Raw genomic sequence first — 24737 nt, 5'->3', positions numbered from 1 at the left:
GTTACTCATCGCTTTTTTCCACATAAGGTTTCTCCGGATTATTGCGCCGACAGCAGGGAACGCCGGGCAGGCTGCACTGCGGCGAAAGGTTGCAGCGCCAGAAAGACTTCGCTGGACTCTCCCGGCGCCAACAGGGTTTTCGGCCATATCGCGACAGCCAGCGTCCGATTGCCGGCACAGGCGGCCTCATCCACGCGCCGGGGAAGCGTGCCGCTATTGCGCACCACGCCAACGCTCAGTTTCACCTGACTATTGCCATACCACTGATTCCGGCCGCTGTCATACACCAGCCCCGGCTGGGAACGGCAGACCTCGCTCAGCCGCGTACCCCGGCCCTCCTGCTGAAATCCGGCGGGAAACTGCTGACTGGCCAGGTCGCGCAACGCATTTTCGACCAGACTGTATAAATCGGTCTTGCCATTGCGCTGTGCGACGCGGTTCATGACGCCGTTCAACTGATGCCGGTTTTCGGCGGACACATAGCGGGTGGGATCGGTCTGATCGCCGATCAGATGCGGCGTTAAAATAAACAGCCGCTCACGCCGGGAAACTTCATGGCGCGTTGAGGTAAACAGTTTCCCCAGTATCGGGATATCCCCCAATATCGGAATGCGGCGATCGCGATCGCCGCTCTCCTCGACATGAAATCCCCCCAGAACCAATGCCCGGTTCTCGCCAATCAGCGCCTGCGTGCTGACCGTGCCGCGCTTCACGCCAGAGGCTGCGCCGTCACTGGCGGTTTCAACCTGACCATCTTCAATATCAATGACCAACTGGATACTGCGCTGCGCGCCTTGCCCCACGACGCGCGGCGTAACCTGCAAACTGGTGCCGGCGGTCACCGGCTGGATCTCGGCCACCCGTTCGCCGGTGGCGGTGATGAACGCGGTGCGGCTGAAATCCACAATAGCGGGCTGATTTTCCAGTGTCAGTACGGAGGGGTTGGCGACAATCGATGCGGTTCCGGCGCCTTCCAGCGCCTGAATATCGGCAAAGAACCGTTTGAAATCACTGACAAACAGGGTGCTGCGTCCCATCATCATGGTGCTGCCAGCGCTGACGTTCCCCAATTGTCCCTGCCAGTTCGCTTCCAGACGCGACAGCGCAGAACGATCGACATCCAGAATGATGGCATCAATATTCACCAGATTTTGTGGCACATCGATGTGCTCAACCAACTGCTGATATTCGGCGCGTCTCTTCTCGTCATCACGGATTAACAGGGCATTATTGCGGACATCGGCCGATATTTTTCCGCTCAGCGACTGCCGGCCGCCTTCCTCTGCGCTACGTTCAGGATTATTGCGCGTCGCCAGTTTGACCATCATCGCCCGGGTGCTTTCACGCATCATGTCCATTCCCGTGTCCGGCTGTGCCGACACCGGACCGGATGCGCCAACGGGAGCGCTGCGCTGGCCGTCCATCAGTTCGTTAAGAATGGTCGCCACGCCGGGGATCACCACGCGCTGATCGCGATATTGCAACGTCCGGTCGGATACCGAGGCATAGCGCAGTGGAAATATCATTACCTTGCGACGTTCTTCTTTTTTCTCCCGCTGCTGGCTGAAATTGCGGATTAAATCGATATAGGCCTGCGGCCCGGTCACCAGAACGACGCCCTCTTCCGGCAACTCGCCCCAGCCAAAACGCGGATCCAGCAAACCAATACCGCTGAGCGCCTGTTTCAGGTCCGGCGCGGCCTGTTCCGATATTTCCAGACGAACCGACCCCTGTTCGTCCTGCGGACTGACATACAGCGCATTGTTGTATACAAACCATTGGAAACGGTGTTCCAGCGCCAGCCGATCGAGGAAAGCGACCGGCGTATCGGCGCGGATTTTGGCCGTAACGTCATTGTCGGCAATGTTTCCCAGCATCAGATCCACGCCGTGACTATTGGCGAAATCCGTCAGAATGGTAGACAGCGGCGTCTGTTCGGCGGAATAGGCATAGGCCCCTTTGTTCCACGCTGACGGCGTAGCGGCGTGCGCCAGCGGGATCATGCCGATCAGGACCAGCGACCAGCAAAACCAACGGTATAACATCAGTAAAACGCCATATAACGCCTTACGCATGCTGTTCTCCTTGCAAAAAAACCAGCGTATTCAAACTCAATGGTGCCGCCGCGGCGGTTCTGAGCGAGGGAGCCAGCAACCCTAGCCAGGCATCGCGTTGATTCAGAAGCGTTTCCAGGCTTCTGCACAGCCGAAAGGCGTCATCGGGTTCGTGCCGCATCCATAGCCACAGTTGCTCATCCTGCGGGGACATCGACAGCATGGCGGTTTCATCATGAAACTGGTGACGCGCGGCTTCGGCCAGTTGCAACGCCTGCTCCAGCATGTGCTCATCAAGGGAAACGGAGAGCGGGATCGCGGCACGGCAGGCAACCCCGCACGAATGCCGTACCAATGCGACCGCGCCTTTATCAATTTCCAGCCGCAGCACCGCGACGCCGCTATTCAGCCAGTTTTCCAGTACGATGGTTAAATCAGTTGAAGTCATTGATGATGGCCTTCGCCAAACCGTGCCTGACGCTCAACAGTTGTCCCGCCGCCCAACTGGCGTTGGAATAGTTCATGCTGGCCTCAAAAAAGGCATAGCTGTCTGCCTGACTGGCGCCGCTGTCTGCAACATTCAGCGCGATGTCGTCCAGCTTTTGCTGCGCGTTGATCAGATGGGCGTCCAAACGACGCTGGGTAGGATTGATGGACATACTGAACTCTCCTGTGGTTGACCTGATGTTGAGTGGTCAACCCTCGGTAGCAGTTCCATTATTTCCGAATCAAAGATTCATGGGCGCCGGGCGACGCGGGAACGTCCGGCGGCAGCAGTTGTGCAATGGCCCGCTGCCAGTTGAGCGACATCACGCCATGGGCAGTGATCAGTTTCATGGCGTCCTCTTCCAGCGACTCGTCACTGGCCAGGCGCCACTCCAGATGAGAATGCGCCTTCAGCCAGCCATCCACCGCCGCCAACCGGGCGGGATGGCAGTACAACGTCCCTTTGACGTCGTTCTGTTGCTGTTTCAACAGCTGTTTTAACAGCGCGCCATGCCGCTCCTGAGCGGGCACCTCGTCCAGTAAACGACTCAGCGCGTCACGCAATAATTGAGCCGCCTGCGTCACCAGAACCTGCTCAAGATTTTCCCGATCGCGGGCGATGCCTTGTAACAGACTGTCGGCCTGCTGCCAGAAACGGGCCTCCGCCTGTTCCCGCGCGCGCCGGGTTTCTTCCTGCGCCTGTTCGCGCGCCTGCTGCAAAAGTTTCGCCGCTCGCGCATTGGCATCGTCCCATAGCGTGCGGCTGCGCTGATGTTCCGCAACCCGCGCCGCCGGGATAATCACCGTTTCATCGCTCGTCGCACCGGGTAAAGCGGCAAACATTCTTTTGGCTAACATCATCACTCCTTATGACATCGGTCCATCCTGCGCGACGGCAGCCGCCTTCCAGACCAGCGCGTCACATAGCGTATTTAATCGTCCGGCAGGCAATGCATACTCCGGTTTACGGCAGCGCGTCACCCAGGATTGAGGAAACAGCAGCCGCAAACGCGGCCAACAGATTTCACCATAGCGAACCCGCAATAGGGTCAGGGCGTCGGCGTATCCGTCAGTAAACGCGACGTGTTCCGATAACCACAGCCCCGGACGCAGCGCTTTCGCCAGCCGCCGACACCAGGTAATCTGTTCGCCGGTCAACACTGAGGATGGCGCCTGCGGCTGGCACGCCGCCGCGATCAGATTCAGAATTTGTTCGCGCTGAAACGCACTGAGCGCCCCAATCTGCATCAGGGAAACCACCGGTTCCGGCGGCAATTGCATCGGCAAATCGAAATGCCGGCTCAGCAGCGGAATGTTGGCATGCATAAACGCCCGCGCTTTTTGCCGCTCCACAGGGAAAATGGCTTCGCTTTTCCAACTGGGATCGGATTGCAATACGCAGCCACTCGCCCACCACGTCAGCCAGTCGAGGCGTGTTACTTCCGTGTGCATGTTGGTCTCGCTATGGTTGTTTGTATGACGATCGTTGTTATTCACAGCACGCATGATTTACCCGTAAGGTTTATCACTGCCGAGCTTCTCCCCGCTTCTGTCGCCACTGCTGAATATGCGGCTGACCTACCCGCCATCCCAGCAGTCCCATCAACATGATGCCGAACAGCGCGGCGCTCCATTGCCAGCGCTGCATTTCATCCGGCGTCAGCGTGAATGGCCCCAGCGTCACTACCGGCACCGTATCCTGATAAGGCTCCGCCGGGACGAAAACGATAGCCAGCTCCTTATCACTTTTTCCCGATAGCCCGGGAATGCTGCTGGCCACCATACGACGAATGCGCGGCTCCATGCTGTCTGGCTCCAGTTCCGCACGATATTTGATGAACACGGCGGCAGATGCAGGCTGCACCGGTTCACCGGGCGCAATCCGCTCCGGCAATACCACATGAACGCGGGCAACCAGTACGCCATCAATCTGCGTCAGCGTCGCTTCCACTTCCTGCGACAGGGCATAAATATAGCGGGCGCGCTCTTCCAGCGGCGTAGAGATCACGCCGCTCTTCTGGAAAACCTCGCCCAGATTGGTCCGTGACTGACGCGGCAGACCGGCGGCGTTAAGAATATTGACCGCTCTTTCCATGTCCCTGGCCTCGATCACCAGCGTCACCCCCGTTTTATCCACCCGCTTCTCGGCGGCAATCTGATAACGTCCGAGCGTGGCGATCGTTTCATTAGCGTCGTTTTCCGACAGGCCCCGGTTCAGCTCAATCGGTTTTTCACAGCCGGTGAGCAGTAGCGCCAACAACAGAAATATCGCTCGCTTGTGCATTTTCATAGGCCGCTACTGTAAGTTGGTGAGTTTTTCCAGACTCTGCACGCTTTTCGCCACCAGTTTGGCGCTGAGCAGACTTTCAAGATAGAAAGAAGACAATGTCCGGGTGGCATCCAGAACATCTTTCGGATCGTTGGAGCGCATCGACTGACTGACTTCACGCTCCGCCGTTTTGAATACCGAACCCAGCCCTTGCGATTTTTCCGCCAACGCACCGAGCCACTGGCTATTGTCGGCGGCCGGCGCTGCCGGTTTGGATTCAAGCGCCGCGCTGAACCAGGACACATCCTGACTGTTGGCGAAAAGCCGATCGTCACCAACCTGACCGCCTGATGAGGCTATCTCATTCACATGGGTAATTTTCATGGTAGTGAATTCCATCGAGGAGCGAACAAGAGAGAAACCGGGGAATCATTCCCCCCGGTTGCATGATGATCATCAGAACTGAATAGCTTTTGCCGCTTTCTGTCCGGAGTTCAGTGACTTAGAGGCAGAATCCATCTGACCATCCAGAATGGAGTTTTCGGTATCCAGCGCAATTTTCTGCGCCTGTGCGTCTGCTGCACGGGTTAATGAACCAGCCATAGCGCTGTCCAGCGTTTGAGAGGCGTTCTGCGATGCAATCTGAGAAAGTCCTAAGGCCATGATGTATCTCCAAATAATGAAAGTTTATGATATTGAACTGTCATGCTGTACCTACAGTCATCTTGTTCATTCATTAAGTAGAGAAAGGCATGTAATGAGTTCCACGCCATGCGAAATTTTTTATGACGGGCCGTTACAAGCGACGTTGAAAAATGCGACAGCGTTTTTTTATAACGGGCAAATCCCTGCCCGTCAGCCTTCGGGTCGCCGCAACGTCTCAAATCCGTTTCATCACATTCAATACCTTAAGGCGATGGTATAGCGTGCGTTTGGGGATCCCCAGTTCGCTGACCACATCGTCAATACAGTGATCGTGCCGTTGCAGCGCATCCTGAATCAGATATTTTTCAATCTGTTTTAAACGATCTTTGAGCTGCAAGGGCTGGTGCCGCGTGACTGGCGCCGTGGCTAACGGGGAAAGCCCCAACACCCAGCGTTCAGCCGCCGCTTTCAGTTCACGAATATTCCCCGGCCAGGAATGCGTCACCAGCCGTTCATGGATCTCTGCCGAAACGCGCGGCGCAGGCATTTTCAGACGTTCCGCCGCCTCCTCGCTAAAACGCTGAAACAAGGGAAGAATCAAATCACTACGCGAACGCAAAGTCGGCAACTGTATTTTAACGGTATCCAGCCGGAAATAGAGATCGCGCCGAAATAACCCGCTCTCCACCAGTTGCAGCAGCGGCGTCTGCGTCGCCACAATGACCCGCATCTCCACGGGGGTAAACTGGGTGCTGCCCAGCCTCTTGACGCCCCGGCTTTCCAGCACGCGCAGCATTTTCGCCTGTAGCGTCATCGGCATACTGTCAATTTCATCCAGAAAAAGGATGCCTTTGTCCGCGCTTTCCAGATACCCCGCCCGGGAACGACTGGCGCCGGTATACGCGCCCGACACCACGCCAAACAGTTCGCTCTCCGCCAACGTTTCGGGAATGGCGGCGCAGTTCACCGCCACTAATGGACCACTGCATTTTGAAAGCTGATGAATACGATGCGCCAGCGTATCTTTTCCCGTACCGGTTTCTCCCTCTAACACGATATCGACATTCAGCGGCGCAACCACATTGATAAGGGGGGATAGCGTTGCATGAATATCGTCAGTAAAAGTGGGGGTAACTCCTGATATCGAGTGGAAATATTCCTGAATCATGCCTGCTCCTGCGCCCATCCGGGCTAATTTTATACTCGCCGACGTGTCATCGGCCGGGTATATACCTTCCGTAAGCTGCTTATGGTTTTGCCATCCTGTCCCTACGATGCCGGGTGCTTCCCTCGTCCCGGCTTAGTGGTAATGGCATGCTGACAAACATTACTGTTAATTAACAATGAAACCATCAGCCATCGCTGAACATCAAGTAGGAATTGCGGAGAGTCTTGTAGGGAAAATCTGACCAATAAAAAATAAAACACATCAAAAACAATTAATTAAAATTTCATTCGTTAAATGATATCGTAATGATAGGTAAAATAAATCGTAAAATGTTTTTCAGAATATGAAAATGACAGGCGTAGCAAACACTGCATCAGGACTGAACAATAAGACGTTATGACGACGCGCCGACAAGGACAGGCCATGCTTTAGCCTGCGGCTTCGGAGGGAAAAGGGCCGCTGATGCGGCTGATGCTGTTCGCTTAAACGATCGGCATTAGCGCACTGCCGCCCCTTTCCGGAAAGGATAAATTCAATATCTTTACGCTATCAGCCCTTTACTGAGCACATACCTGACAATTTCCGCATTGGTGCTGAACTGCATTTTCTCCATCAGCCGGGCCTTGTGGGTGCTGACCGTTTTATTACTGATGACCAGTTCGTTGGCAATGGTGTTGATGCCCATTCCCTGTGCGAACATCATCATGATCTGCCGCTCGCGCGGCGTCAGGATCTCGTGTTCATCACGGACAGATTCGCCACAGTGGGAAAAAACCAGCTGTTCCGCGATGGTATGGTCGATATACCGGGCTCCCTGGGCCACACGACGGATCGCGGACAGCAGCGCCTCCGGATCTTTGTCTTTGGTGATATAACCTCTGGCTCCGCTCTTCAACGCGTGCTGCGCGATTTGCGCCTCGCTGTACATGCTGAGCACCAGAATCGGCAATTGGGGATACTGCGCGACAATACGCAGTATCAGCGCCTCTCCGCTGATCCCCGGCATACTCATGTCCAATAGCAGAACATCAATGGCATGACTGCGCAGTTGACTCAACACCTCCGTTCCGTTTCCAGCCTCTGCGACCACGCTCAGCGTGTCATCCAATGCAAAAATTTGCTTGAGCCCCTCACGCATGATGACGTGGTCATCCGCGATCATTAAACGTATCTGTTTGCACATTGCTCATTCCTCTTTTGCCTGTTTTTTCCACTTCAGCGAACATCGCCATCCCTGGGGAACGTAAGCTGCACCTGCGTACCGGCCCCTGGCTTACTCTCGATGATGACTTTCCCTCCCAGCATACGGCCGCGTTCTTTCATGCTCATCAGGCCAAACGCATTTTGACTGTTGATACCGACATCAAATCCTTTGCCGTTATCCTGAATGCGGATCACCACCTGACTCCCCTGATTATCCAGCGTCACCCAGACCTGCGAGGCTTCGGCGTAACGCGCCACGTTGGTAAGCGACTCCTGCGCCACGCGAAACGCCGCCGTGGCGCTTTCATCGGTAAGCACCACCCGGGGTCCCGCCGTTTTCAGCTGACAGTTCACTTTATAGTGCCGGTTGAATTCGTCACACAACCATTCCAGCGCCGGCGTCAATCCCATGTTCAGCACATTGGGTCTCAGCCGGGTAGACACATTGCGTACGACCTGAATGGTTTGATCCGCCAGCTGCATCAGATTCTGCAATTGTTCCTGCATCATCGGGTTTTCTTTGGCAAAACGCATGCGCATCAGCGACAGGCTCATGCGGATCGTAGTGAGATGCTGCCCGAGTTCATCATGAATTTCCTGCGCAATATGTTTGCGTTCCTCTTCACGGGAAATCTCCCGCTGGCGCGCCAGTAGCCGCAATTGCATATGCGAAGCTTCCAGCTTTTTCTCCGCATAGCGTATGGCGGTAATATCACGTCCGACGGTAAGAATGGACACCAGCTCACCATATTGGTCAAATTCGGGGACGCAGCGAATGTGGTTAATCGACTGATGCCGGTGGTCCCCCTTGCCCTGCTCCTCTATCAGCTCGCCTTCCACGCGGCTGTGTGTATCCACCACCTGTTTAACCAACTGTTCCATTCGTACCGCGCATCCCGCTCCCGGCATCAGTTCGGTAATCATCCGGCCACGCAGCTGCTCGATGGTAAAATCCAGATGATTGAGGGTCGCGGGATTGGCATACAGGCAGTTCATTTGCGGATCAAAGCGAAGAATCAGATCCGGCGTATTTTCAACCAACGCACGAAACTCCTGCTCCCGTGCATGAGCCAGTTGTTCAATATGTTTACGTTCCCTGATGTCTCTTACTACACACATACTGTAGCCACGTCCTTTATGTCTGAAATGCGTCAAATTGACTTCCACCGGAATAGTCATCCCATTCCGGGTCTTATGTTGTGCCTCGAAGGTAATGCCCATGTCGGATTCATATTCCAGCCACCACGAAGTCTGCAACCGCCGGTCGGACCATTGGGGATCAATATCCGCCACGCTGAGCCGCATAAACTCCGCCGTGCTGTAGCCTAATATCTGGCAAGCCGCTTTATTGGCATAGCAAAAGCGCTCCTCCTCATCGACGATATAAATCGCGTCCTTAATTCGGCTGAACGCGAAGTCCACCAGTTCAAGCTTGGGGACCTGCTTTTGGGAATCCGATCGAAAAGATTGGGTAAACATCATGGGCCATCTCCTTGCTGAATTAACTCACCCGCACGGCAGTTGCCGTGCGGGTGTTCCGAACTTCACAGGAGTATGGACAGAAAAAAAACCGCGACGATACATTGATATCGCTGGATTCACGCTTTTATCTGTCTTGGGGAGACGATCAGGCATCCACCGCCTGACGAATCATGCCCCGGGCGCGCGACAATCGGGAACGGACGGTGCCAATCGGAATATTCAACTGCTGCGCCAGATCCTGATAGCTGGCATCCGAATCAAGAAGTTGCAACAGCATCTGGCTGGTGTCATCCGATAAGTGCGCCATGGCGTCAATCGCTCGCTTCAGCGCCCGTTGACTCTCTGTGATAATGCTGGGATCGGCATCCACCGCAATATGCTCCAGCAATTCATCCCCCATTTCATTGGAACGCAACCGGGCCTGTTTGAAATAGTTACGCACCAGATTGAGGGCGATGCCGAACACCCAGGTTTCCGGACGGGACGCGCCCGCAAATTTGTCTTTGTGCTTAAGCACTTCCAGATAGGTCATTTGCTGTAAATCCTCGACATCATCATGATTGCTGACACGCTTGCGGATGAAATTGCGCAATTTCTGTCCATGTTGCCGGAACACCTGTTCCCAGTCGACAGGTGTTACCGGGTAGGTTGCGTTGAGGTGTTCGGCGGGCGTCAGGTTGAACATATCCATTTCTTACTCTCCGTTGATTTGCCCCTATTGGCGCGAACGGTAGAGCAAGTGATGTGCCAGTTCGAAATGAATTTTATTTCATTGATTTAAAACGATTTAAATTTAACAGCATTCATTTTTACGCCATTCTTTGCCAGAAAAAATCCGTGATTTTGCAAGTTATTGCAATAATTAAAATGGTATTTCATTTATACCATTTGTTTTATTTCGCACGTTCGTCAAACGACGCGATATGTGGAACCCACGGCGCCATCCTGCCACACAACAACACTTTGTTGATTTACGCAGGACACCACCATGATCAAAATCCCAGGCGTTACGCCTGCCAATACGCCAGTAGCGCCTCCCGTCACCATGGATGATGACCCTGTCGCCGCATCAGCTTCTCACAAAACCGTGCCGCATCATGAGCCTGCCGGCGCCGCCCTCTCGACGTCAATGGAAGAGATCGCCATGGCATTCGGTGAACAGGCCGAGCGTAGAAGTAAATCGCTGAATCGCCGCCATATCGCTCAGCCGGAAACGCGAACCACCGCCAACGTTGAACGAATTGAAAAACTGACCGAACTGTTCCGGATGCTGGAAAATCCATCACAAAGCACGCTGGATCAACAGCTTGATCGTATGCGCGGCCTGCTGCTGAGTACGCCTGCGCCGTCGCTAAACGACATTCTGCTCGCGGCGGGGAATGATCCGGCACGCGGCGACATCCTGCTGCGACATCTGCACAGCCAGTCGGCACAACACGCGCCGGAGGTGGCGACCGCCGCCGAGCAGGCGCTGCAACGGCTGCATGAGGGAAAAGGCCCTGAAGTCCGGGCGGGGTTGAATACGGCTGCCGCGATTTCACTGTTCAGCACCCAGCCCGAACAGAAGCAGGCCATGCGGGAGCTCTATTATCAGAAAATTGTGCAGCAACAATCGGCCAGCGCCCTGCTCGATGCCTTGCTCGAACGTTTTGACGCCGCCTCCTTTTCGGTCGGTTTGAGAACGTTGCAGCGCGCGCTGGCGGCGGATATCGCCTCGATGGCGCCGTCGATTTCCAAACCGGTATTAAGCAAAATGCTCAACAATCTCCATGACTCCAGACACCTTAGCCATACGCTGTCATCCAGTCAGACGATGCTCGACCATCTGAAGACGAAAGTCCCCGCGTTTACGCTGGGCGCGGTTGAGTTAACCCGCCGGTTAATCGGGCTGAGCGCCAACGGCGCCTATGCCCGCGATCTGCATAATCTCGGGCGGGAAGTGGCGGGTACGCAGTCGCAACATCAAACGCTGTTTTTCAATGCGCTGTTACCGCTGGTCAGCGGATTGCCCCAGCCGCTGTGGCGCGATGCCAAAAACCGGCAAACCGCGCTTCAGCTAATCCGCGGACTGATTGGCGATCTGGCGCAATATGAAAAACATCAGGCGGCGCGTTCGCCTGATAAGGGGACGGCATGAATCTGCTGATCGTCTGGCTAAACCGCATTGCCCTAAGCGCGATGCAACGCTCTGAAGTGGTGGGCGCCATTATCGTCATGTCGATTGTGTTCATGATGATTATTCCGCTGCCGACGGGGTTGATTGACGTACTGATCGCCTTCAACATCTGTATTTCTTCTCTGTTGATCGTGCTGGCGATGTATCTGCCCAAACCGCTGGCCTTCTCGACCTTCCCTGCGGTACTGCTGTTAACCACCATGTTCCGGCTGGCGTTGTCCATTTCCACTACGCGTCAGATTCTGCTGCAACAGGATGGCGGACACATCGTGGAAGCATTCGGTAACTTCGTGGTCGGCGGCAATCTGGCGGTAGGGCTGGTGATCTTCCTGATTCTGACCGTGGTGAATTTTCTGGTGATTACCAAGGGTTCCGAGCGGGTGGCGGAGGTAGCCGCGCGTTTTACGCTCGACGCCATGCCCGGAAAACAGATGTCTATCGACAGCGATCTGCGGGCCGGACTGATTGAAGCCCATCAGGCGCGCCAACGGCGTGAAAATCTGGCCAAGGAAAGCCAGCTGTTCGGCGCCATGGACGGGGCGATGAAATTTGTCAAAGGCGATGCCATTGCTTCGCTGGTGATTGTGTTTATCAACATGATCGGCGGTTTTGCCATCGGCGTTCTGCAACACAATATGGCGGCGTCGGATGCGGTGCATGTCTATTCGGTGCTCACCATCGGCGACGGACTGATTGCCCAAATCCCCGCGCTGCTGATCTCTTTAACTGCCGGGATGATCATCACCCGGGTTTCGGCAGACGGACAGCAGGTTGACGCCAATATCGGCCGGGAAATCGCCGAGCAGCTGACCAGCCAACCCAAGGCCTGGATTATCTCCGCCATCGGGATGTTCGGCTTTGCTCTGTTGCCCGGTATGCCGACCACGGTGTTTATTATGATCAGCCTCGCCTCGCTGGGCAGCGGTCTGTTTCAACTCTGGCGCATCAAGCAACAGGGTTTGCTGAACGAAAGCCAGTTGGAAGCCGACAATCTGCCTGCGGAACAAAATGGCTATCAGGACTTGCGGCGTTTCAATCCCACCCGCGCCTACCTGCTGCTTTTTCATCCCGTCTGGCAGGGGAAACCCGCCACGCTCTCCCTGATCCAGAATATTCGCCGTCTGCGTAACCGGCTGGTCTATCAGTTTGGCTTCACGCTGCCATCATTTGATATTGATTTCAGTGAACGGCTGGCGGAAGACGAATTTCAATTCTGCGTATATGAAATTCCCTACGTCAGAGCCACATTCGCCGCCGATCGACTGGCCGTCGCGATTGCATCGGCCGACGAGCAAACGCAGAGCGAACATGAACCGGGCCCAACGTTGCGGGAAGAGCATCACTGGCTGTGGCTGCCGCAGACTCATCGGGCGCTACAGCAAGATGAACCGGTCTGTTGGTCGGCGGAGCAGCTCATTCTTACCCGTATGGAACACGCCATTCACCGCACCGGCGCGCAGTTCATTGGTCTACAGGAAACCAAATCCATTCTGACCTGGCTGGAGAGCGAACAGCCCGAGCTGGCGCAGGAGTTACAGCGGATCATGCCGCTCTCGCGTTTTGCCAGCGTATTGCAACGGCTGGCGTCCGAACGCGTTCCGTTACGCTCCGTGCGTCCGATTGCCGAAGCGCTGATCGAAGTGGGCCAGCATGAACGGGATATTCATGTGTTGACCGATTACGTGCGGCTGGCGCTGAAATCACAAATCTGTCACCAGTACAGCCAGCAAAACAGCCTGCGCGTCTGGCTGCTGACGCCGGAAAGTGAAGAACTGCTGCGTGACTCGCTGCGCCAAACGCAAAATGAAACGTTCTTCGCACTGGCTCAGGACTATGCCGCCACGCTGCTGGAACAACTCAGGCTGGCGTTTCCTCCTTTTTCATCGTCCTCCGGACTGGTACTGGTCGCGCAGGATCTCCGCAGCCCTTTGCGGACGCTGTTGCAAGACGAATTCCACCATGTCCCGGTGCTGTCATTCACCGAGCTGGAATCCAATCTGTCGATCAGCGTCATCGGACGGCTTGATTTGTACCAGACCAACGATCCCTTTAGCGCATAGGAAAAAAATATGTTTGAGTTACGCGTGCTGACAGGTTTACATCGCGGTGCCGTGCTGCCCTTGAGCGGTTCATCCTGGCTGGTGGGCGCCGCGGACGATGCCGATCTGGTGCTTTACGATCCGGGGATCAGATCATATCACTGCCAACTGAAAATGAGCCGGTCGGATACGGCGGATAGGATCTGGACCCTCTGCGCGCTGGAAGGCCCGCTGTGTAATGCGGAAGGACACGCCGTCGCCGAGGTTGACGCCTTGCCGCCCGGCACCCCTTTTGCCGTTGGTCAAATCTGGCTTTGCGTCGTTGCCGCCGATACCCCCTGGCCGGATGAAGACGCGCCTGCGCTATCAACCGATACAGAAACGGCAGATGCGCCGGTAGAGTCCGCTGTCCCGGAGACGCTCCCCGCGCCGCATTCCCCGTCCTCCACGCGTTTACCGCTATGGGCAAAGGGCTGTTATCTGCTGCTCAGTCTGCTGCTGCTCGTGATGATCGGCAGTTGGCAATTGCAGGAAAGCGTCGCGATGCCTTCCGCTCCCTCGCCACAGGATACCCGCCTCACCCTTGGCTCCCTGTCACAGTTGGATAGCGTGCTGCGCACCATGTTGCGGGAGCGCGAACTGGGCGAGGTGGTGAAACTGGCCGCCAACAACCACGATCGCATCACCCTGACGGGACAGTTAACGCCTGACGCACAAAAAAAACTGGAACGGATGCTCGTCCAACTCCACCAACGTTATAGAACCGCGTTAACCATTGATAACCGCACCCAGCTGAAAACGGAACAATTGCCGTTTCAGATTGTGCAGGTCACCGGCGGATCGCGCGCCAATGTGGTCACCGCCGACGGCCGGCGTTTTTTTGTCGGGGATGAAATCGACAGTCTGCGTCTGGTGAGCATTGACGAACATCAAATCGAATTCAGCGGCAAACAGCAGATAAAGGTGAATTGGTAAATGCAAACACAAACAATCACGCCCTTTCCACTGATCGCCGGTTGGGTTCGGCAACAGCAGCGCCATTTATCCAGCTACGCGCCGGTCGAGCTGAAAGGACGCGTGCTGGCCGTCAGCGGCATCCTGCTGGAGTGCGGTTTACCGCAGGCGCGCATTGGCGATCTGTGTCTCATCGCCCGCAAAGACGGCAGCCAGATGATGGCGGAGGTCGTGGGTTTCAGCCCGGATAACACGTTTTTATCCGCGCTGGGGGCACTGGATGGTATCGCACAGGGCGCGATTGTGACGCCCTTGTATCAGCCGCACTGCATTCAGGTTTCCGACGCGCTGTTTGGCAGCGTCCTGGACGGCTTTGGCCGGGCGCTGGAAGACGGCGGGAAAAGCGCATTCGTCGAGCCCGGCACCTGGCACGATAACACCATGCCGGTGTTGGGCGATGCGCCGCCGCCGACGGCGCGTCCACGGATCAGCGCGCCCCTGCCTACCGGATTACGGGCCGTGGATGGTTTGCTGACGATCGGTCAGGGCCAGCGCGTTGGCATTTTTGCGGGCGCAGGCTGTGGGAAAACCACCTTACTGGCGGAACTGGCGCGTAATACCCCCTGTGACGCCATTGTTTTTGGTCTGATCGGCGAGCGAGGTCGCGAACTTCGTGAATTTCTCGACCATGAGCTGGATGACGCATTGCGCCGCCGCACCGTACTGGTTTGTTCCACATCTGACCGCAGCAGCATGGAGCGCGCGCGCGCCGCCTTCACGGCCACCGCCATCGCCGAAGCATACCGCGCCGCCGGGAAACAGGTGCTGCTGATTATCGATTCGCTGACCCGCTTTGCCCGCGCCCAGCGTGAAATTGGTCTGGCCCTCGGCGAACCGCAGGGACGCGGCGGGCTGCCGCCCTCGGTTTATACCCTGCTGCCCCGGCTGGTGGAACGAGCCGGGCAAACGCGGGACGGCGCCATCACGGCGCTCTATTCCGTGCTGATTGAGCAGGACTCAATGAACGATCCGGTGGCTGATGAAGTTCGTTCGCTGATTGACGGCCACATCGTGCTCACCCGACGACTGGCGGAACAGGGGCATTATCCGGCAATCGATGTGCTGGCCAGCCTGAGCCGAACCATGAACAATGTCGTGGCTCCAACCCATCAGCAACATGCCAACGCGATCCGCCGCCTGATGGCCGCCTACAAGCAGGTCGAAATGCTGATTCGGCTGGGAGAATATCAGCCCGGTCACGATGCCCTGACCGATGCGGCGGTCAACGCCCACCCGGAAATCATCCGATTTCTGCGCCAGTCGATGCGCGATCCCATGCCGTATGACGACATCCAGCAGCAGTTAACCGGAGTCAGCGCCTATGCCTCATGACCGCAGCGAACCCAACGAGTTGCAGACCACGCTCAATCTGCTGTTGCCAATACGCCGCCAACGCCTCAGCCGCAGCGAACGACAGTTGAGGCAGGAAACGCTGACGTTGACCCGAATTGAAAACCAGTCTCTGGCGCATCAGCGACAGCTGGCGGCGTTGCAGCAGGATTGCCAGCGACAGCGATCCGCATTTACCCATCAGGTACAGGGGCGTCAACAGTCGCTGGACAATCTGAAAAAACGGCTGGCGGACGAACAGCGGCTGCTGCACGCCCTGGAAACGGAAACCCGGCAGCATGAGGCAAGTCTGCAACAACATCGCGACCAGCAGCAACAGGTTGAGACCGCCCGGCAGACGACGCGCCGGTGTCAGAAAGCCGTCGAGAAACTGGAATTTCTGCTAACGCTACCTCAGGAGAGCCCATGAACAATCGACTGACCTCTTCACCCGAAACCACGGCGCCCCAGGCGCTTTTTAGCGCCCAACGGGGTAAATCCGCCCGGCTGCCCGATGACGGCCTTCACGGTAATTTTTGGGAGGCCTTTACGTTTTCCGACGGTTTTGAGCAGGCGGTACAGCAGGAAGCGCCGAACCATTTACCGCTCGCCGGCCTGACGCCTTTTACCCCCGCCATACCCAAAGATCACGGCGACAGCGCCCGATATGTGACGCCGTCGCCGTGGCCGCCCTTGCAGTGTGAACTGCTGGAGGCGCTGGATAACATCGGCTATCCGCCGTTTTCATTCAGCCTGCAACTCCCGCAGTTGGGGGATATTGATGCCCGGCTGGCGACGTTGGCGCCGCGCGGCTGGGATATCTCGTTGCGGTTCAGCCGGGAAAGCTATCTGGGCTTAAAAGATCGCCGGGAATCATGTCGTCGCGCCCTGTCCGATGCGTTGGGCTGTCCGGTTAATCTGAATTTCGACGTCAGGGAATCCTGCCGATGACTATTCGGCCGCTAACGCTGCCCGCCATGAGCGCCGGGCAGGCCGGCGTCAGGCGGCAACTGGCCGCGGGCGCGACGCTGCCTTTTTCCCGCGAACATCAGGCCGGTACGCTGCATTTGCATTTGGCTGAGGGCCAACCGCGCGAGACAACCAGCGACTGGCGCTGCGATCATGGCGCATTCGCGCTTTCCGATCCTTCACCGGTGTTAAGTCTGCTGGCCGACTGCCCGCTGTTGCCGATCGATAACGCCGCCGCGCCGTCTCATGCATGGTATTGGACGCTCTATAATCAGTCGCTTAGCCCGGCAATACACGCCATGATGGGAGAGATTCAACCGGGGATCGCCCCCGTGGCATACCGCGATGCGGTCACCGCCTGGCTGACCGTCAGCTGGGGCGGTATCCGCGTTCGCAGCCTGATGGCCGCGTCCGCGACCACCTGGCTGGCGCTGCTTTCTCGCGCAGGCTGGCAGTACGCCTATACCGCCCTCCCGCCGCCATTCACGCTCACCGCCCCGCTGATTCTGGCTGAGGTCGTTCTGACCTCAGATGCGCTGCGGCATATTCGCGCTGGCGATCTGATTCTGCCGAGCCATCCCTATTTTTCACCTTTAGGTCAGGGGACGCTGATGCTGCCCCCGTGGCGTTTGCACGGCATGCTGCAACTGAATGGACTGGCCCCTTACCACTTTACGGTCACTGACATGGAGAACGCTCCCGTGAACACCGCCTTTGATGCTCCGACACCAGAAAATCCTGTTATTACCAGTGACAACGTCACTGAAAATGCATCTGAAAACGACGCTTCAATTGCGCCGCTGCCCTTGCTGCCGATCACGCTGCATATCCGCTGCGGCGACGTCAGCGTGACGCTGCCGACGTTACAAAGATTGACCCACGGCGCGGTATTGACGTTAAACCACATCGTGCCCGGTGAAGCGTGGCTCTATCACGGCGACTTGCCGCTGGCGCAGGGCGAGCTGGTTGATGTGGAAGGAAAGTTGGGCTTGCAGATCACCCGGCGGCTGACGGGGCTGGACACGGCGGCGGCGCTGAAGGAGTCGGCACAATGACTTCCGGAGGATTCGATCCGTTGATGTTCGCGCTGTTTTTAGGCGCGCTATCGCTAATCCCGCTCATGATGATTGTTTGCACCTGCTTTCTGAAGATCGCCATCGTGCTGCTGATTACGCGTAACGCCATCGGCGTGCAGCAGGTGCCGCCGAATATGGCGTTGTACGGCATCGCCCTCGCCGCCACCCTGTTTGTTATGGCCCCGGTTTTTCAGGACATCACCAGACGCGTTCAGGAAAAACCGCTGGATATGACCGACATCACGGGGCTACAGGAGAGCGCCACCTACGCGCTGACGCCCCTGCAAACCTTTATGGCGCATAACACCGACCCGGATATTCTCACCCATTTACATGAAAACAGCCTGCGTATGTGGCCTGCCTCGCTGTCGGAGAACGTCAATACACAAAACCTGCTGCTGGTGATCCCGGCGTTCGTCCTATCCGAACTGCAAGCGGGGTTCAAAATAGGGTTCCTGATCTACATCCCGTTCATCGTCATCGACCTGATCGTCTCGAATGTTCTGCTGGCGCTGGGTATGCAGATGGTCGCGCCGATGACGCTTTCTCTGCCGCTGAAGCTGCTGCTGTTTGTGCTGGTCAACGGCTGGACGCGTTTGCTGGACGGCCTTTTTTACAGCTATCTGTGAGGACATCCATGGAAATTATTACCCTTTTCCGACAGGCCATGGTGATGGTGGTACTGCTGTCCGCGCCGCCGCTGCTGGTCGCCGTGACCGTCGGCGTCCTGATTTCGCTGTTACAGGCCGTCATGCAGCTACAGGACCAAACGCTGCCGTTTGCCATCAAACTGATTTCCGTCGGAATCGCGCTGGCGCTCTCCGGCCGCTGGATTGGCGTCGAACTGATGCAGTTGGCGATCTCCGCGTTCAACATGATTCAACATACCGGAGTCTGAGGAGCGCGCATGATCGCCACCATCCAGCATATCTATGATTTTATTATTGCCATCACGCTTGGGATCGCGCGTATTTACCCGTGTTTTATTCTGGTTCCGGCGTTTTCGCTGAATGTGCTGAAGGGCATGCTGCGCAATGCGGTGGTGATCGCCCTGACGCTTTTACCCGCGCCGGTTATCCAGCAGCAACTGCTGCAAACGCCGCTTTCATGGCCAATGTTGCCGGGGCTGTTGTTAAAGGAAGTGATTGTCGGACTGTTGATTGCCCTGATACTGGCGATGCCGTTCTGGCTGTTCGAATCCGTGGGCGCGTTGTTCGATAACCAACGCGGCGCGCTGATGGGCGGCCAGCTCAACCCGGCGCTGGGGTCGGACAGTACGCCGATCGGCCATCTGCTCAAGCAAATGATTATCCTGCTGCTGATCATTAGCCTTGGCATTACCGGGCTGACTCAACTGCTGTGGGACAGCTATCGTCTGTGGCCCGCGCTCGCCTGGCTACCTGCCCCCGGCGAACCCGGATTTGAGGTTTACCTGAAACTGCTGGCTGACACCTTCACCCATCTGGTGATCTATGCCGGTCCGCTGGTTTCGCTGCTGCTGTTGCTGGAATTCAGCATTTCACTGCTCAGCCTCTACAGCCCGCAGTTACAGGTATTCATCTTATCCATTCCAGCCAAGTGTCTGGTCGGCATGGCGTTTTTTATTGTTTACCTGCCGGTTCTGCACTATCTGGGCGAGCAGAAAATACTGGCCTTACCGGATTTGAAGCACCTTTTACCCCTTATTTTTCACCAACCGGGAAACTAACCGAGCGATTATCGATGAGTGAAAAAACGGAAAAACCCACCGAGAAAAAGCTTGAAGATGCGCGGCGCAAAGGGGAAGTCGGGCAAAGTCAGGATGTGCCCAAGCTGCTGATTTGCGTGGGGCTGATCGAATGCGTACTGGCGCTGGCAGACAGCACCATGGGCAAGTTACAGGCATTGATACAGTTACCGTTGCGGCGGCTGGATGCGCCATTTGGTCTGGCGGTTAAAGAGATATTCCATGATGCCGCCACGCTGGCGATGCTGTTCTGCCTGACGGCGGCGGCGATCGCCGTGTTGCTGCGTATTGTCGGCGGCTGGATTCAGTATGGCCCGTTATTTGCCACCGAAGCCTTAAAGCTCGATCTGAACCGATTGAATCCGATTAATCACATCAAACAGATGTTCTCCATGCGTAAGCTGACAGAAATGTTGACCAACATCCTGAAAGCTATCGTCATCGGAAGCGTGTTTTATAACGTCGTGGCGCCAGAGCTGGAAGCATTAGTGGAATTGGCTTATGGCGACCTGAACGGATTCTGGCAAGGGGTGAAAGCCCTGTTGGCCCGGATCTCCCGCACCACGCTCACTGCACTGCTGGTACTCTCGGTGATGGATTTCGGCCTGCAAAAATACTTTTTCCTCAAACAGCAGCGCATGAGCCATCAGGATTTACGCAACGAGCACAAGAATTCTGAAGGTGACCCGCACATGAAAGGCCACCGAAAATCCATGGCGCACGAGTTGCTGAACCAGCCGGTGTCGGCGCGTCCGAAGGGACGCGTGGAAGACGCCGATCTGCTGTTGGTCAACCCCACCCATTATGCGGTGGCGCTTTACTATCGACCGGGAGAAACGCCCTTACCGCGCATCGTCTGTAAAGCCGAGAATAAACAGGCGCGGCAATTTATTGCGCAGGCCCAACAGGCCGATATCCCGATCGTCCGTTTTATCTGGCTGACCCGAACGCTTTACCGCAGCACGCCGGAAGGTCATTACATTCCACGCGAAACGCTGCAAGCCGTGGCGCAGGTTTACCGCGTTTTGCGCCAGTTGGAAGATGATGCGAAAAATGAGATTATCGAGATGGAGTAGCGGCGTTAAATGCAAGACCTTAATCAGACCATTGACAAAGTTAGATTTTACTCGCCCCTTTTGGGGCTCTCCCTACGGGCCGCCACATGTGGCGTTTAAAACGCTTTCGCGTTTTATAGGGAAAATACAGGGATGAGATTAACGATTACGACGCCTCGCCCCGTGTATCTCAGGCTCACCGGCGACTTTGTCAGCAATCTCTTATTATAATGTCGGGGTGGAGAGAAATGTTGGCATTGAGATTGAATAATTTTATAAAAACAATTTTTGTTGTTGTTTTTTTAGGACTTGTGTTAACGATTCCTATTCTATTCGTCAATGTCAGTTTTTCATATACGAAAAGCGATTATATTAAATATAATATATTCACATTTGATGAAATAAAGAAAATGCCATTCATTTCAGATGATTACATTATTTATTATGATTCCCCGGATGACACAACGCCAAAGACTAACCGTGTTATTTTTTCGACTGTTAACCTAACCCGCAAGTCCGAACTGGTTAACTATATTGAAAGTCTGGGATTTCAAAAATATGAAGATAAAATATGGAGTGAAAATGATAAAAATGAGTTCTGGAGAAAAAACGACGACATTATTAATGTCATTCAGAACGATGCTGAGAACACCATTTATTTTTCAGTTCAAAAAAGGTAGATAGTCCCAAGTCGTATTCCACGCGGCTCGCGCAACATCGGGATGATGCGCGAGCCGCGATAAGGCATGATCGTGCCGTAACAACACATCATTCAAGGGATATCACACGCACGGCTGATATCCCTTATCCCACGTTTTACCTTCTGACATTCAACCACACTCGACCTATTGTCCGCCCGATATCATTATGTAATCATTTATATAACGACAATCAAATATGCATGGTAACGCGATGAAATTATATATGTTTTATTTCGTCGCGGAGCATGCCAGCGAGGCCAAGGCCAAAGCGCTGGAGACGCTCTTGTGTCATGCCGCGCATCAGCACAAAGATAATCTTAAAGATGTCGATGACTGTCTGTTACTGGAAAAAGTGGGAGATTATTACCTGCATCTGGAGGAAGATCCTGACGGGGAACACTATATGCCTGAATGGCAAGGTTATTTACCTATCGGCCAGTAAGCCTACCCGATGATAAAGCACCATCCCATCCTTGACCGGTCAGCGTAATGGCAGGTTAGGGATGGATATCACCTGCTGATATCGCAGATAAATCAAACCCACTGCTTTCACAAAACGTGTCGAATCGTATTGTTTGGTTGATAAATATCTCAAAATATATTCTGCAACATAACCATCACAAACCAGGTCTAGCCTGAAAAAACACCATCTCGCTATTCACACCCGTGTTTTTTGATTCTCACAGGACGACACTATGCGTTGCTATAAATCAGCGATAATCATACTCAGCAGTTTCCTCGCGGCGCCTTCCGTCTGGTCTGCGCCATCCCACAATAGTCCCCTTCAGATCAGTCGCATCGTCGATACCACCACACAGGCCAGCGACAGCCCACGTTTTATCGAACTGGAACAATCTATTCAGAACGCATTACATCAGGCGTTACAGGGCGATGCGTCTCAATTGACCAGAGCACAGCTGGACACCGCCAAACAGAGTGCGCAACTTGCCGATAAATCGTGGCTACGCGACAGCGGTCATGATTTTGCCGAAAAGCAGAATCAGCAGGCCGGCATAACGCTGCTTGATTCTTTTTCCCAACTGCCGCCGGATGTGTTGCAGCAAAATCTGGCGATCGTCACCCAAATCAATCGAGATGCGACCCAAGGTCAGCGCGAACAGGCGTTGGTGGATGCGGAAGGAATCAATTATCTCTATTTTCTGGCTGACGCGTTAGGGCCACGACTCGGCAACGCGTTTATTGCCGCCTATAGCAAAGGTGAAATACGTGAAGCGGCGGCGTTGATTAAAGCATCTGAAGTGAGCACCTCCGCGGCAAAAGCGCACTTCAACTATCCGCGCCCTTTCCTGCAACCGAATAACACCATTCATCTGGTGCCGGATACCGCCGTTATCGGTGACAACAAACCTTATAGCGCTTCAGGCGGCGCATTCCCCAGCGGACACACCAATACCGGCTATACCGACGCGCTGCTGCTGGCGGAAATGCTGCCCGAGCGTTTTGTTCCTCTGGTCGATCGCGGTGCGCGCTATGGCTATTCCCGCGTGGTGCTGGGCGTACACTATCCGCTGGACGTCATAGGTTCACGCATGATTGCCGAACGGAACGTGGCGCATGATCTGAACGACAAACAATATCGCCAGCTATTTGAGCAAGCCAAAACGCAGCTACGGGCGGCATTGGAAAAAGAGTGCGGCATGACGCTCACGTCCTGCGCCAAAAACGAGGGGCATGCCGATCCTTATCGCGCGCCGGACATGACCGCGTTTTACCGCTTTACGATGACTTACGGCCTGGCGGCCCAACCGGCGGCCCCCTCGCCCGTTACCGTTCCTGATGGTGCGGAAGTCCTGCTGGAAGCGCCGCTACCGCAGCTTTCCGCTGCCCAACGTAAAAATCTGATGATCAAAACCGCGCTGGCAAACGGCTATCCGCTTTCCGGTCATACCAGCGAGCAGCGTTTCTGGCAGCGCCTTAATCTGCATGATGCGGTGACGTTGGCGACGCAGTGACGACAACCACACGCTCAGGGATGAGCCTCGTCCGCCGCAATCCACAGCCCGGGGCGGTAAATCACCGCCGTATCGCCGGTAACGTCAACACATCGCTTAGCGTATTCAGGAACACATCCGCGTGTTCTTCTCTGAATACCAAAGGCGGGCGAATTTTCAGTATGTTGGCCGCCGGGCCGGTGGCGCTGATCAGCACGCCGCGTTGACGCATCTCATTCACCACTTTCGCGGCCTGTGCGCTGGCCGGCTGTTTTTGCTCCCGATCCGTCACCAGTTCGGCGCCAATGAAAAGGCCGTAGGCACGGATATCACCCAGCAGGGGAACATGCTGCGCCAGTTGCGTCAGACCCTGCTGCAAATAATCGCCGACCCGTTGCGCATTCTGCCGTAGCTGCTCTTCCCGAATCACCCGTAGCACGGCGTGCGCCGCCTGACAGGATACCGGGTTGCCGCCGAAGGTATTGAAGTAACGCACCTCGCGGCCAAACGACTCGAACAGCGCCGACCGCCCGACCAGCCCCGCGATAGGGTGACCATTGCCCATCGGTTTGCCCAGACTCACCAGATCGGGCACGACGCCATGCCGGGCAAAGCCCCACATCGTCTCACCGGTACGGCCAAACCCCGGCTGAACCTCATCGGCGATAAACAGTCCTCCAGCCTGACGGATAAGCGCCGCCGCCTGCGCCATCTCGCCTTCTGGCGCACAAAACACCCCGTCGCTGGAAAAAATGGTATCGATTAACAACGCCGCAGGCCGGATGCCTGCCTGTTTCATTGTCGCGAGTGCTGATTCAATGCTGGCGATAAATGCCCCGGGACGACGATATTGATCGGGCGCGTCAATCAATCTGACGTGATCGCCTCGCGGCACGCCGCTCCCTAATGATGGAGAAACCTCGGCCAGCGCGCTGGTTACCCCATGATATGCCCAGCGGGTGACTAATACGCCGCTGCCGCCGGTGACGTGCCGGGCAATACGCAGCGCCAAATCGTTGGCCTCACTCCCGGTACAGGTAAACATGACGTTATTCAGCTCAGCCGGGAATTCCGTCAGTAAATCTTCGGCAAAATCGATAATGGCGTGGTGCAGATAACGGGTGTGCGTATTCAACGTGGCACTTTGTCTGGCGATCGCCTCAACGACCGCCGGATGGCAATGGCCGACAGACGCCACGTTGTTATAAACATCCAGGTAACGATTTCCCTGATGGTCAAATAGCCAGACCCCTTCGCCACGGGCCACATGCAACGGCTGCTCGTAAAACAGACGGTATCCGCTGCCCAGCACCCGCTGACGACGGGACAACAGCGCATTACCGTCTGCCGTTTTTTGTGACGCGCTTTCCTGCGACATTATTTCGTGTGGGCT

The 24737-nt window shown here is 55.6% G+C and carries 26 protein-coding genes and 1 pseudogene; 14 read left to right on the top strand and 13 right to left on the bottom strand.

Annotated features, from left to right (window positions below):
• Positions 1-38: 38 nt before the first annotated feature.
• The 12 genes from sctC to DDT52_RS03985 form a co-directional block, all read right to left on the bottom strand.
• Entirely contained in the window at positions 39-2075 is a 2037-nt protein-coding gene (gene sctC / locus DDT52_RS04040; protein ID WP_136155209.1) for a type III secretion system outer membrane ring subunit SctC, read from the bottom strand.
• Complete coding sequence (locus DDT52_RS04035) at positions 2068-2502, bottom strand: type III secretion system chaperone (protein WP_136155208.1); 435 nt, start codon at positions 2500-2502, stop codon at positions 2068-2070. The genes sctC and DDT52_RS04035 overlap by 8 nt, the downstream gene beginning before the upstream one ends.
• On the bottom strand, positions 2489-2713 hold the full coding sequence (locus tag DDT52_RS04030) for a serine kinase (protein WP_136155207.1): 225 nt from the start codon (positions 2711-2713) through the stop codon (positions 2489-2491). The genes DDT52_RS04035 and DDT52_RS04030 overlap by 14 nt, the downstream gene beginning before the upstream one ends.
• Before the next feature lie 58 nt (positions 2714-2771).
• The gene (gene sctL, locus DDT52_RS04025) at positions 2772-3398 is read right to left on the bottom strand and encodes a type III secretion system stator protein SctL (RefSeq protein ID WP_136155206.1); all 627 of its coding nucleotides are present in this window, start codon (positions 3396-3398) and stop codon (positions 2772-2774) included.
• A 9-nt stretch (positions 3399-3407) separates the two neighbouring features.
• Positions 3408-4046: a type III secretion protein gene (locus DDT52_RS04020; protein WP_247595473.1), complete on the bottom strand. Its 639-nt coding sequence runs from the start codon at positions 4044-4046 to the stop codon at positions 3408-3410.
• A 19-nt stretch (positions 4047-4065) separates the two neighbouring features.
• Positions 4066-4830: a type III secretion system inner membrane ring lipoprotein SctJ gene (gene sctJ / locus DDT52_RS04015; RefSeq protein ID WP_136155205.1), complete on the bottom strand. Its 765-nt coding sequence runs from the start codon at positions 4828-4830 to the stop codon at positions 4066-4068.
• Positions 4831-4836: 6 nt separating this feature from the next.
• The gene (locus DDT52_RS04010) at positions 4837-5193 is read right to left on the bottom strand and encodes an EscI/YscI/HrpB family type III secretion system inner rod protein (protein ID WP_247595472.1); all 357 of its coding nucleotides are present in this window, start codon (positions 5191-5193) and stop codon (positions 4837-4839) included.
• Positions 5194-5265: 72 nt separating this feature from the next.
• Positions 5266-5472, bottom strand: coding sequence for a type III secretion system major pilin HrpA (locus DDT52_RS04005; RefSeq protein ID WP_109054155.1), 207 nt, complete (start codon positions 5470-5472; stop codon positions 5266-5268).
• A gap of 217 nt (positions 5473-5689) precedes the next feature.
• Positions 5690-6622 carry a sigma 54-interacting transcriptional regulator gene (locus DDT52_RS04000; protein ID WP_210732668.1) on the bottom strand — a complete coding sequence of 311 codons (933 nt, stop codon included), beginning with the start codon at positions 6620-6622 and terminating at the stop codon, positions 5690-5692.
• Positions 6623-7163: 541 nt separating this feature from the next.
• Positions 7164-7805: a response regulator gene (locus DDT52_RS03995; RefSeq protein ID WP_136155202.1), complete on the bottom strand. Its 642-nt coding sequence runs from the start codon at positions 7803-7805 to the stop codon at positions 7164-7166.
• A 32-nt stretch (positions 7806-7837) separates the two neighbouring features.
• Positions 7838-9307, bottom strand: coding sequence for a PAS domain-containing sensor histidine kinase (locus DDT52_RS03990; RefSeq protein WP_136155201.1), 1470 nt, complete (start codon positions 9305-9307; stop codon positions 7838-7840).
• A 145-nt stretch (positions 9308-9452) separates the two neighbouring features.
• The gene (locus DDT52_RS03985; protein ID WP_247595471.1) at positions 9453-9998 is read right to left on the bottom strand and encodes an RNA polymerase sigma factor; all 546 of its coding nucleotides are present in this window, start codon (positions 9996-9998) and stop codon (positions 9453-9455) included.
• 297 nt (positions 9999-10295) lie between these two features.
• On the opposite strand from DDT52_RS03985, the gene sctW reads away from it, so the two are divergent.
• The 14 genes and pseudogenes from sctW to DDT52_RS03915 all read left to right on the top strand — a co-directional run bounded on the left by sctW (position 10296) and on the right by DDT52_RS03915 (position 23365).
• Positions 10296-11444 (top strand): type III secretion system gatekeeper subunit SctW, encoded by a 1149-nt coding sequence (gene sctW, locus DDT52_RS03980; protein WP_136155200.1) that lies wholly within the window; start codon positions 10296-10298, stop codon positions 11442-11444.
• Positions 11441-13543, top strand: a complete 2103-nt coding sequence (sctV, locus tag DDT52_RS03975) for a type III secretion system export apparatus subunit SctV (RefSeq protein WP_136155199.1) — start codon at positions 11441-11443, stop codon at positions 13541-13543. The genes sctW and sctV overlap by 4 nt, the downstream gene beginning before the upstream one ends.
• A 9-nt stretch (positions 13544-13552) precedes the next feature.
• Positions 13553-14497: an FHA domain-containing protein gene (locus DDT52_RS03970; protein WP_136155198.1), complete on the top strand. Its 945-nt coding sequence runs from the start codon at positions 13553-13555 to the stop codon at positions 14495-14497.
• Positions 14498-15868, top strand: coding sequence for a type III secretion system ATPase SctN (gene sctN / locus DDT52_RS03965; RefSeq protein WP_136155197.1), 1371 nt, complete (start codon positions 14498-14500; stop codon positions 15866-15868).
• A complete protein-coding gene (locus tag DDT52_RS03960; protein WP_136155196.1) occupies positions 15858-16295 on the top strand; it encodes a type III secretion protein in 438 nt (145 codons plus the stop codon). Before sctN ends, DDT52_RS03960 begins: the two co-directional genes overlap by 11 nt.
• Positions 16292-16816 (top strand): type III secretion system HrpP C-terminal domain-containing protein, encoded by a 525-nt coding sequence (locus DDT52_RS03955; RefSeq protein WP_136155195.1) that lies wholly within the window; start codon positions 16292-16294, stop codon positions 16814-16816. Before DDT52_RS03960 ends, DDT52_RS03955 begins: the two co-directional genes overlap by 4 nt.
• Complete coding sequence (gene sctQ / locus DDT52_RS03950; RefSeq protein WP_136155194.1) at positions 16813-17889, top strand: type III secretion system cytoplasmic ring protein SctQ; 1077 nt, start codon at positions 16813-16815, stop codon at positions 17887-17889. The genes DDT52_RS03955 and sctQ overlap by 4 nt, the downstream gene beginning before the upstream one ends.
• The gene (gene sctR, locus DDT52_RS03945; RefSeq protein WP_136155193.1) at positions 17886-18539 is read left to right on the top strand and encodes a type III secretion system export apparatus subunit SctR; all 654 of its coding nucleotides are present in this window, start codon (positions 17886-17888) and stop codon (positions 18537-18539) included. The genes sctQ and sctR overlap by 4 nt, the downstream gene beginning before the upstream one ends.
• Before the next feature lie 8 nt (positions 18540-18547).
• The gene (sctS, locus tag DDT52_RS03940) at positions 18548-18808 is read left to right on the top strand and encodes a type III secretion system export apparatus subunit SctS (RefSeq protein ID WP_136155192.1); all 261 of its coding nucleotides are present in this window, start codon (positions 18548-18550) and stop codon (positions 18806-18808) included.
• Positions 18809-18817: 9 nt separating this feature from the next.
• The gene (sctT, locus tag DDT52_RS03935; protein WP_136155191.1) at positions 18818-19618 is read left to right on the top strand and encodes a type III secretion system export apparatus subunit SctT; all 801 of its coding nucleotides are present in this window, start codon (positions 18818-18820) and stop codon (positions 19616-19618) included.
• Positions 19619-19632: 14 nt separating this feature from the next.
• Complete coding sequence (sctU, locus tag DDT52_RS03930; protein ID WP_136155190.1) at positions 19633-20712, top strand: type III secretion system export apparatus subunit SctU; 1080 nt, start codon at positions 19633-19635, stop codon at positions 20710-20712.
• 227 nt (positions 20713-20939) lie between these two features.
• Positions 20940-21371 carry a hypothetical protein gene (locus DDT52_RS03925; RefSeq protein ID WP_210732667.1) on the top strand — a complete coding sequence of 144 codons (432 nt, stop codon included), beginning with the start codon at positions 20940-20942 and terminating at the stop codon, positions 21369-21371.
• Between the two features lie 253 nt (positions 21372-21624).
• Positions 21625-21834: pseudogene (locus tag DDT52_RS03920) on the top strand (DUF1543 domain-containing protein); the annotation flags it as partial.
• 253 nt (positions 21835-22087) lie between these two features.
• Positions 22088-23365 carry an acid phosphatase gene (locus tag DDT52_RS03915; protein WP_136155188.1) on the top strand — a complete coding sequence of 426 codons (1278 nt, stop codon included), beginning with the start codon at positions 22088-22090 and terminating at the stop codon, positions 23363-23365.
• A 61-nt stretch (positions 23366-23426) separates the two neighbouring features.
• On the opposite strand, the gene DDT52_RS03910 is transcribed toward DDT52_RS03915, so the two are convergent.
• Positions 23427-24722, bottom strand: coding sequence for an aspartate aminotransferase family protein (locus DDT52_RS03910; RefSeq protein ID WP_136155276.1), 1296 nt, complete (start codon positions 24720-24722; stop codon positions 23427-23429).
• Between the last annotated feature and the right edge of the window lie 15 nt (positions 24723-24737).

The sequence above is a fragment of the Brenneria roseae subsp. roseae genome (assembly GCF_003115845.1).
Classification (GTDB): Bacteria; Pseudomonadota; Gammaproteobacteria; order Enterobacterales; family Enterobacteriaceae; genus Brenneria; species Brenneria roseae.
The sequence above is the reverse complement of the archived record's forward strand: the minus strand, read 5'-3'. Positions and strand labels throughout refer to the sequence as shown.

Coding starts and splice junctions, on each gene's coding strand:
- sctV (WP_136155199.1), top strand. CDS start 11,441: ATGAATCTGCTGATCGTCTGGCTAAACCGCATTGCCCTAAGCGCGATG.
- sctR (WP_136155193.1), top strand. CDS start 17,886: ATGACTTCCGGAGGATTCGATCCGTTGATGTTCGCGCTGTTTTTAGGC.
- sctJ (WP_136155205.1), bottom strand. CDS start 4,830: ATGAAAATGCACAAGCGAGCGATATTTCTGTTGTTGGCGCTACTGCTC.
- DDT52_RS03915 (WP_136155188.1), top strand. CDS start 22,088: ATGCGTTGCTATAAATCAGCGATAATCATACTCAGCAGTTTCCTCGCG.
- sctC (WP_136155209.1), bottom strand. CDS start 2,075: ATGCGTAAGGCGTTATATGGCGTTTTACTGATGTTATACCGTTGGTTT.
- sctT (WP_136155191.1), top strand. CDS start 18,818: ATGATCGCCACCATCCAGCATATCTATGATTTTATTATTGCCATCACG.
- DDT52_RS04005 (WP_109054155.1), bottom strand. CDS start 5,472: ATGGCCTTAGGACTTTCTCAGATTGCATCGCAGAACGCCTCTCAAACG.
- sctU (WP_136155190.1), top strand. CDS start 19,633: ATGAGTGAAAAAACGGAAAAACCCACCGAGAAAAAGCTTGAAGATGCG.
- DDT52_RS03960 (WP_136155196.1), top strand. CDS start 15,858: ATGCCTCATGACCGCAGCGAACCCAACGAGTTGCAGACCACGCTCAAT.
- DDT52_RS03925 (WP_210732667.1), top strand. CDS start 20,940: ATGTTGGCATTGAGATTGAATAATTTTATAAAAACAATTTTTGTTGTT.
- sctW (WP_136155200.1), top strand. CDS start 10,296: ATGATCAAAATCCCAGGCGTTACGCCTGCCAATACGCCAGTAGCGCCT.
- DDT52_RS04000 (WP_210732668.1), bottom strand. CDS start 6,622: ATGATTCAGGAATATTTCCACTCGATATCAGGAGTTACCCCCACTTTT.
- sctN (WP_136155197.1), top strand. CDS start 14,498: ATGCAAACACAAACAATCACGCCCTTTCCACTGATCGCCGGTTGGGTT.
- DDT52_RS03970 (WP_136155198.1), top strand. CDS start 13,553: ATGTTTGAGTTACGCGTGCTGACAGGTTTACATCGCGGTGCCGTGCTG.
- sctL (WP_136155206.1), bottom strand. CDS start 3,398: ATGTTAGCCAAAAGAATGTTTGCCGCTTTACCCGGTGCGACGAGCGAT.
- DDT52_RS03995 (WP_136155202.1), bottom strand. CDS start 7,805: ATGTGCAAACAGATACGTTTAATGATCGCGGATGACCACGTCATCATG.
- DDT52_RS04035 (WP_136155208.1), bottom strand. CDS start 2,502: ATGACTTCAACTGATTTAACCATCGTACTGGAAAACTGGCTGAATAGC.
- DDT52_RS03910 (WP_136155276.1), bottom strand. CDS start 24,722: ATGTCGCAGGAAAGCGCGTCACAAAAAACGGCAGACGGTAATGCGCTG.
- sctQ (WP_136155194.1), top strand. CDS start 16,813: ATGACTATTCGGCCGCTAACGCTGCCCGCCATGAGCGCCGGGCAGGCC.
- DDT52_RS04010 (WP_247595472.1), bottom strand. CDS start 5,193: ATGAAAATTACCCATGTGAATGAGATAGCCTCATCAGGCGGTCAGGTT.
- sctS (WP_136155192.1), top strand. CDS start 18,548: ATGGAAATTATTACCCTTTTCCGACAGGCCATGGTGATGGTGGTACTG.
- DDT52_RS04030 (WP_136155207.1), bottom strand. CDS start 2,713: ATGTCCATCAATCCTACCCAGCGTCGTTTGGACGCCCATCTGATCAAC.
- DDT52_RS03985 (WP_247595471.1), bottom strand. CDS start 9,998: ATGGATATGTTCAACCTGACGCCCGCCGAACACCTCAACGCAACCTAC.
- DDT52_RS03955 (WP_136155195.1), top strand. CDS start 16,292: ATGAACAATCGACTGACCTCTTCACCCGAAACCACGGCGCCCCAGGCG.
- DDT52_RS03990 (WP_136155201.1), bottom strand. CDS start 9,307: ATGATGTTTACCCAATCTTTTCGATCGGATTCCCAAAAGCAGGTCCCC.
- DDT52_RS04020 (WP_247595473.1), bottom strand. CDS start 4,046: ATGCGTGCTGTGAATAACAACGATCGTCATACAAACAACCATAGCGAG.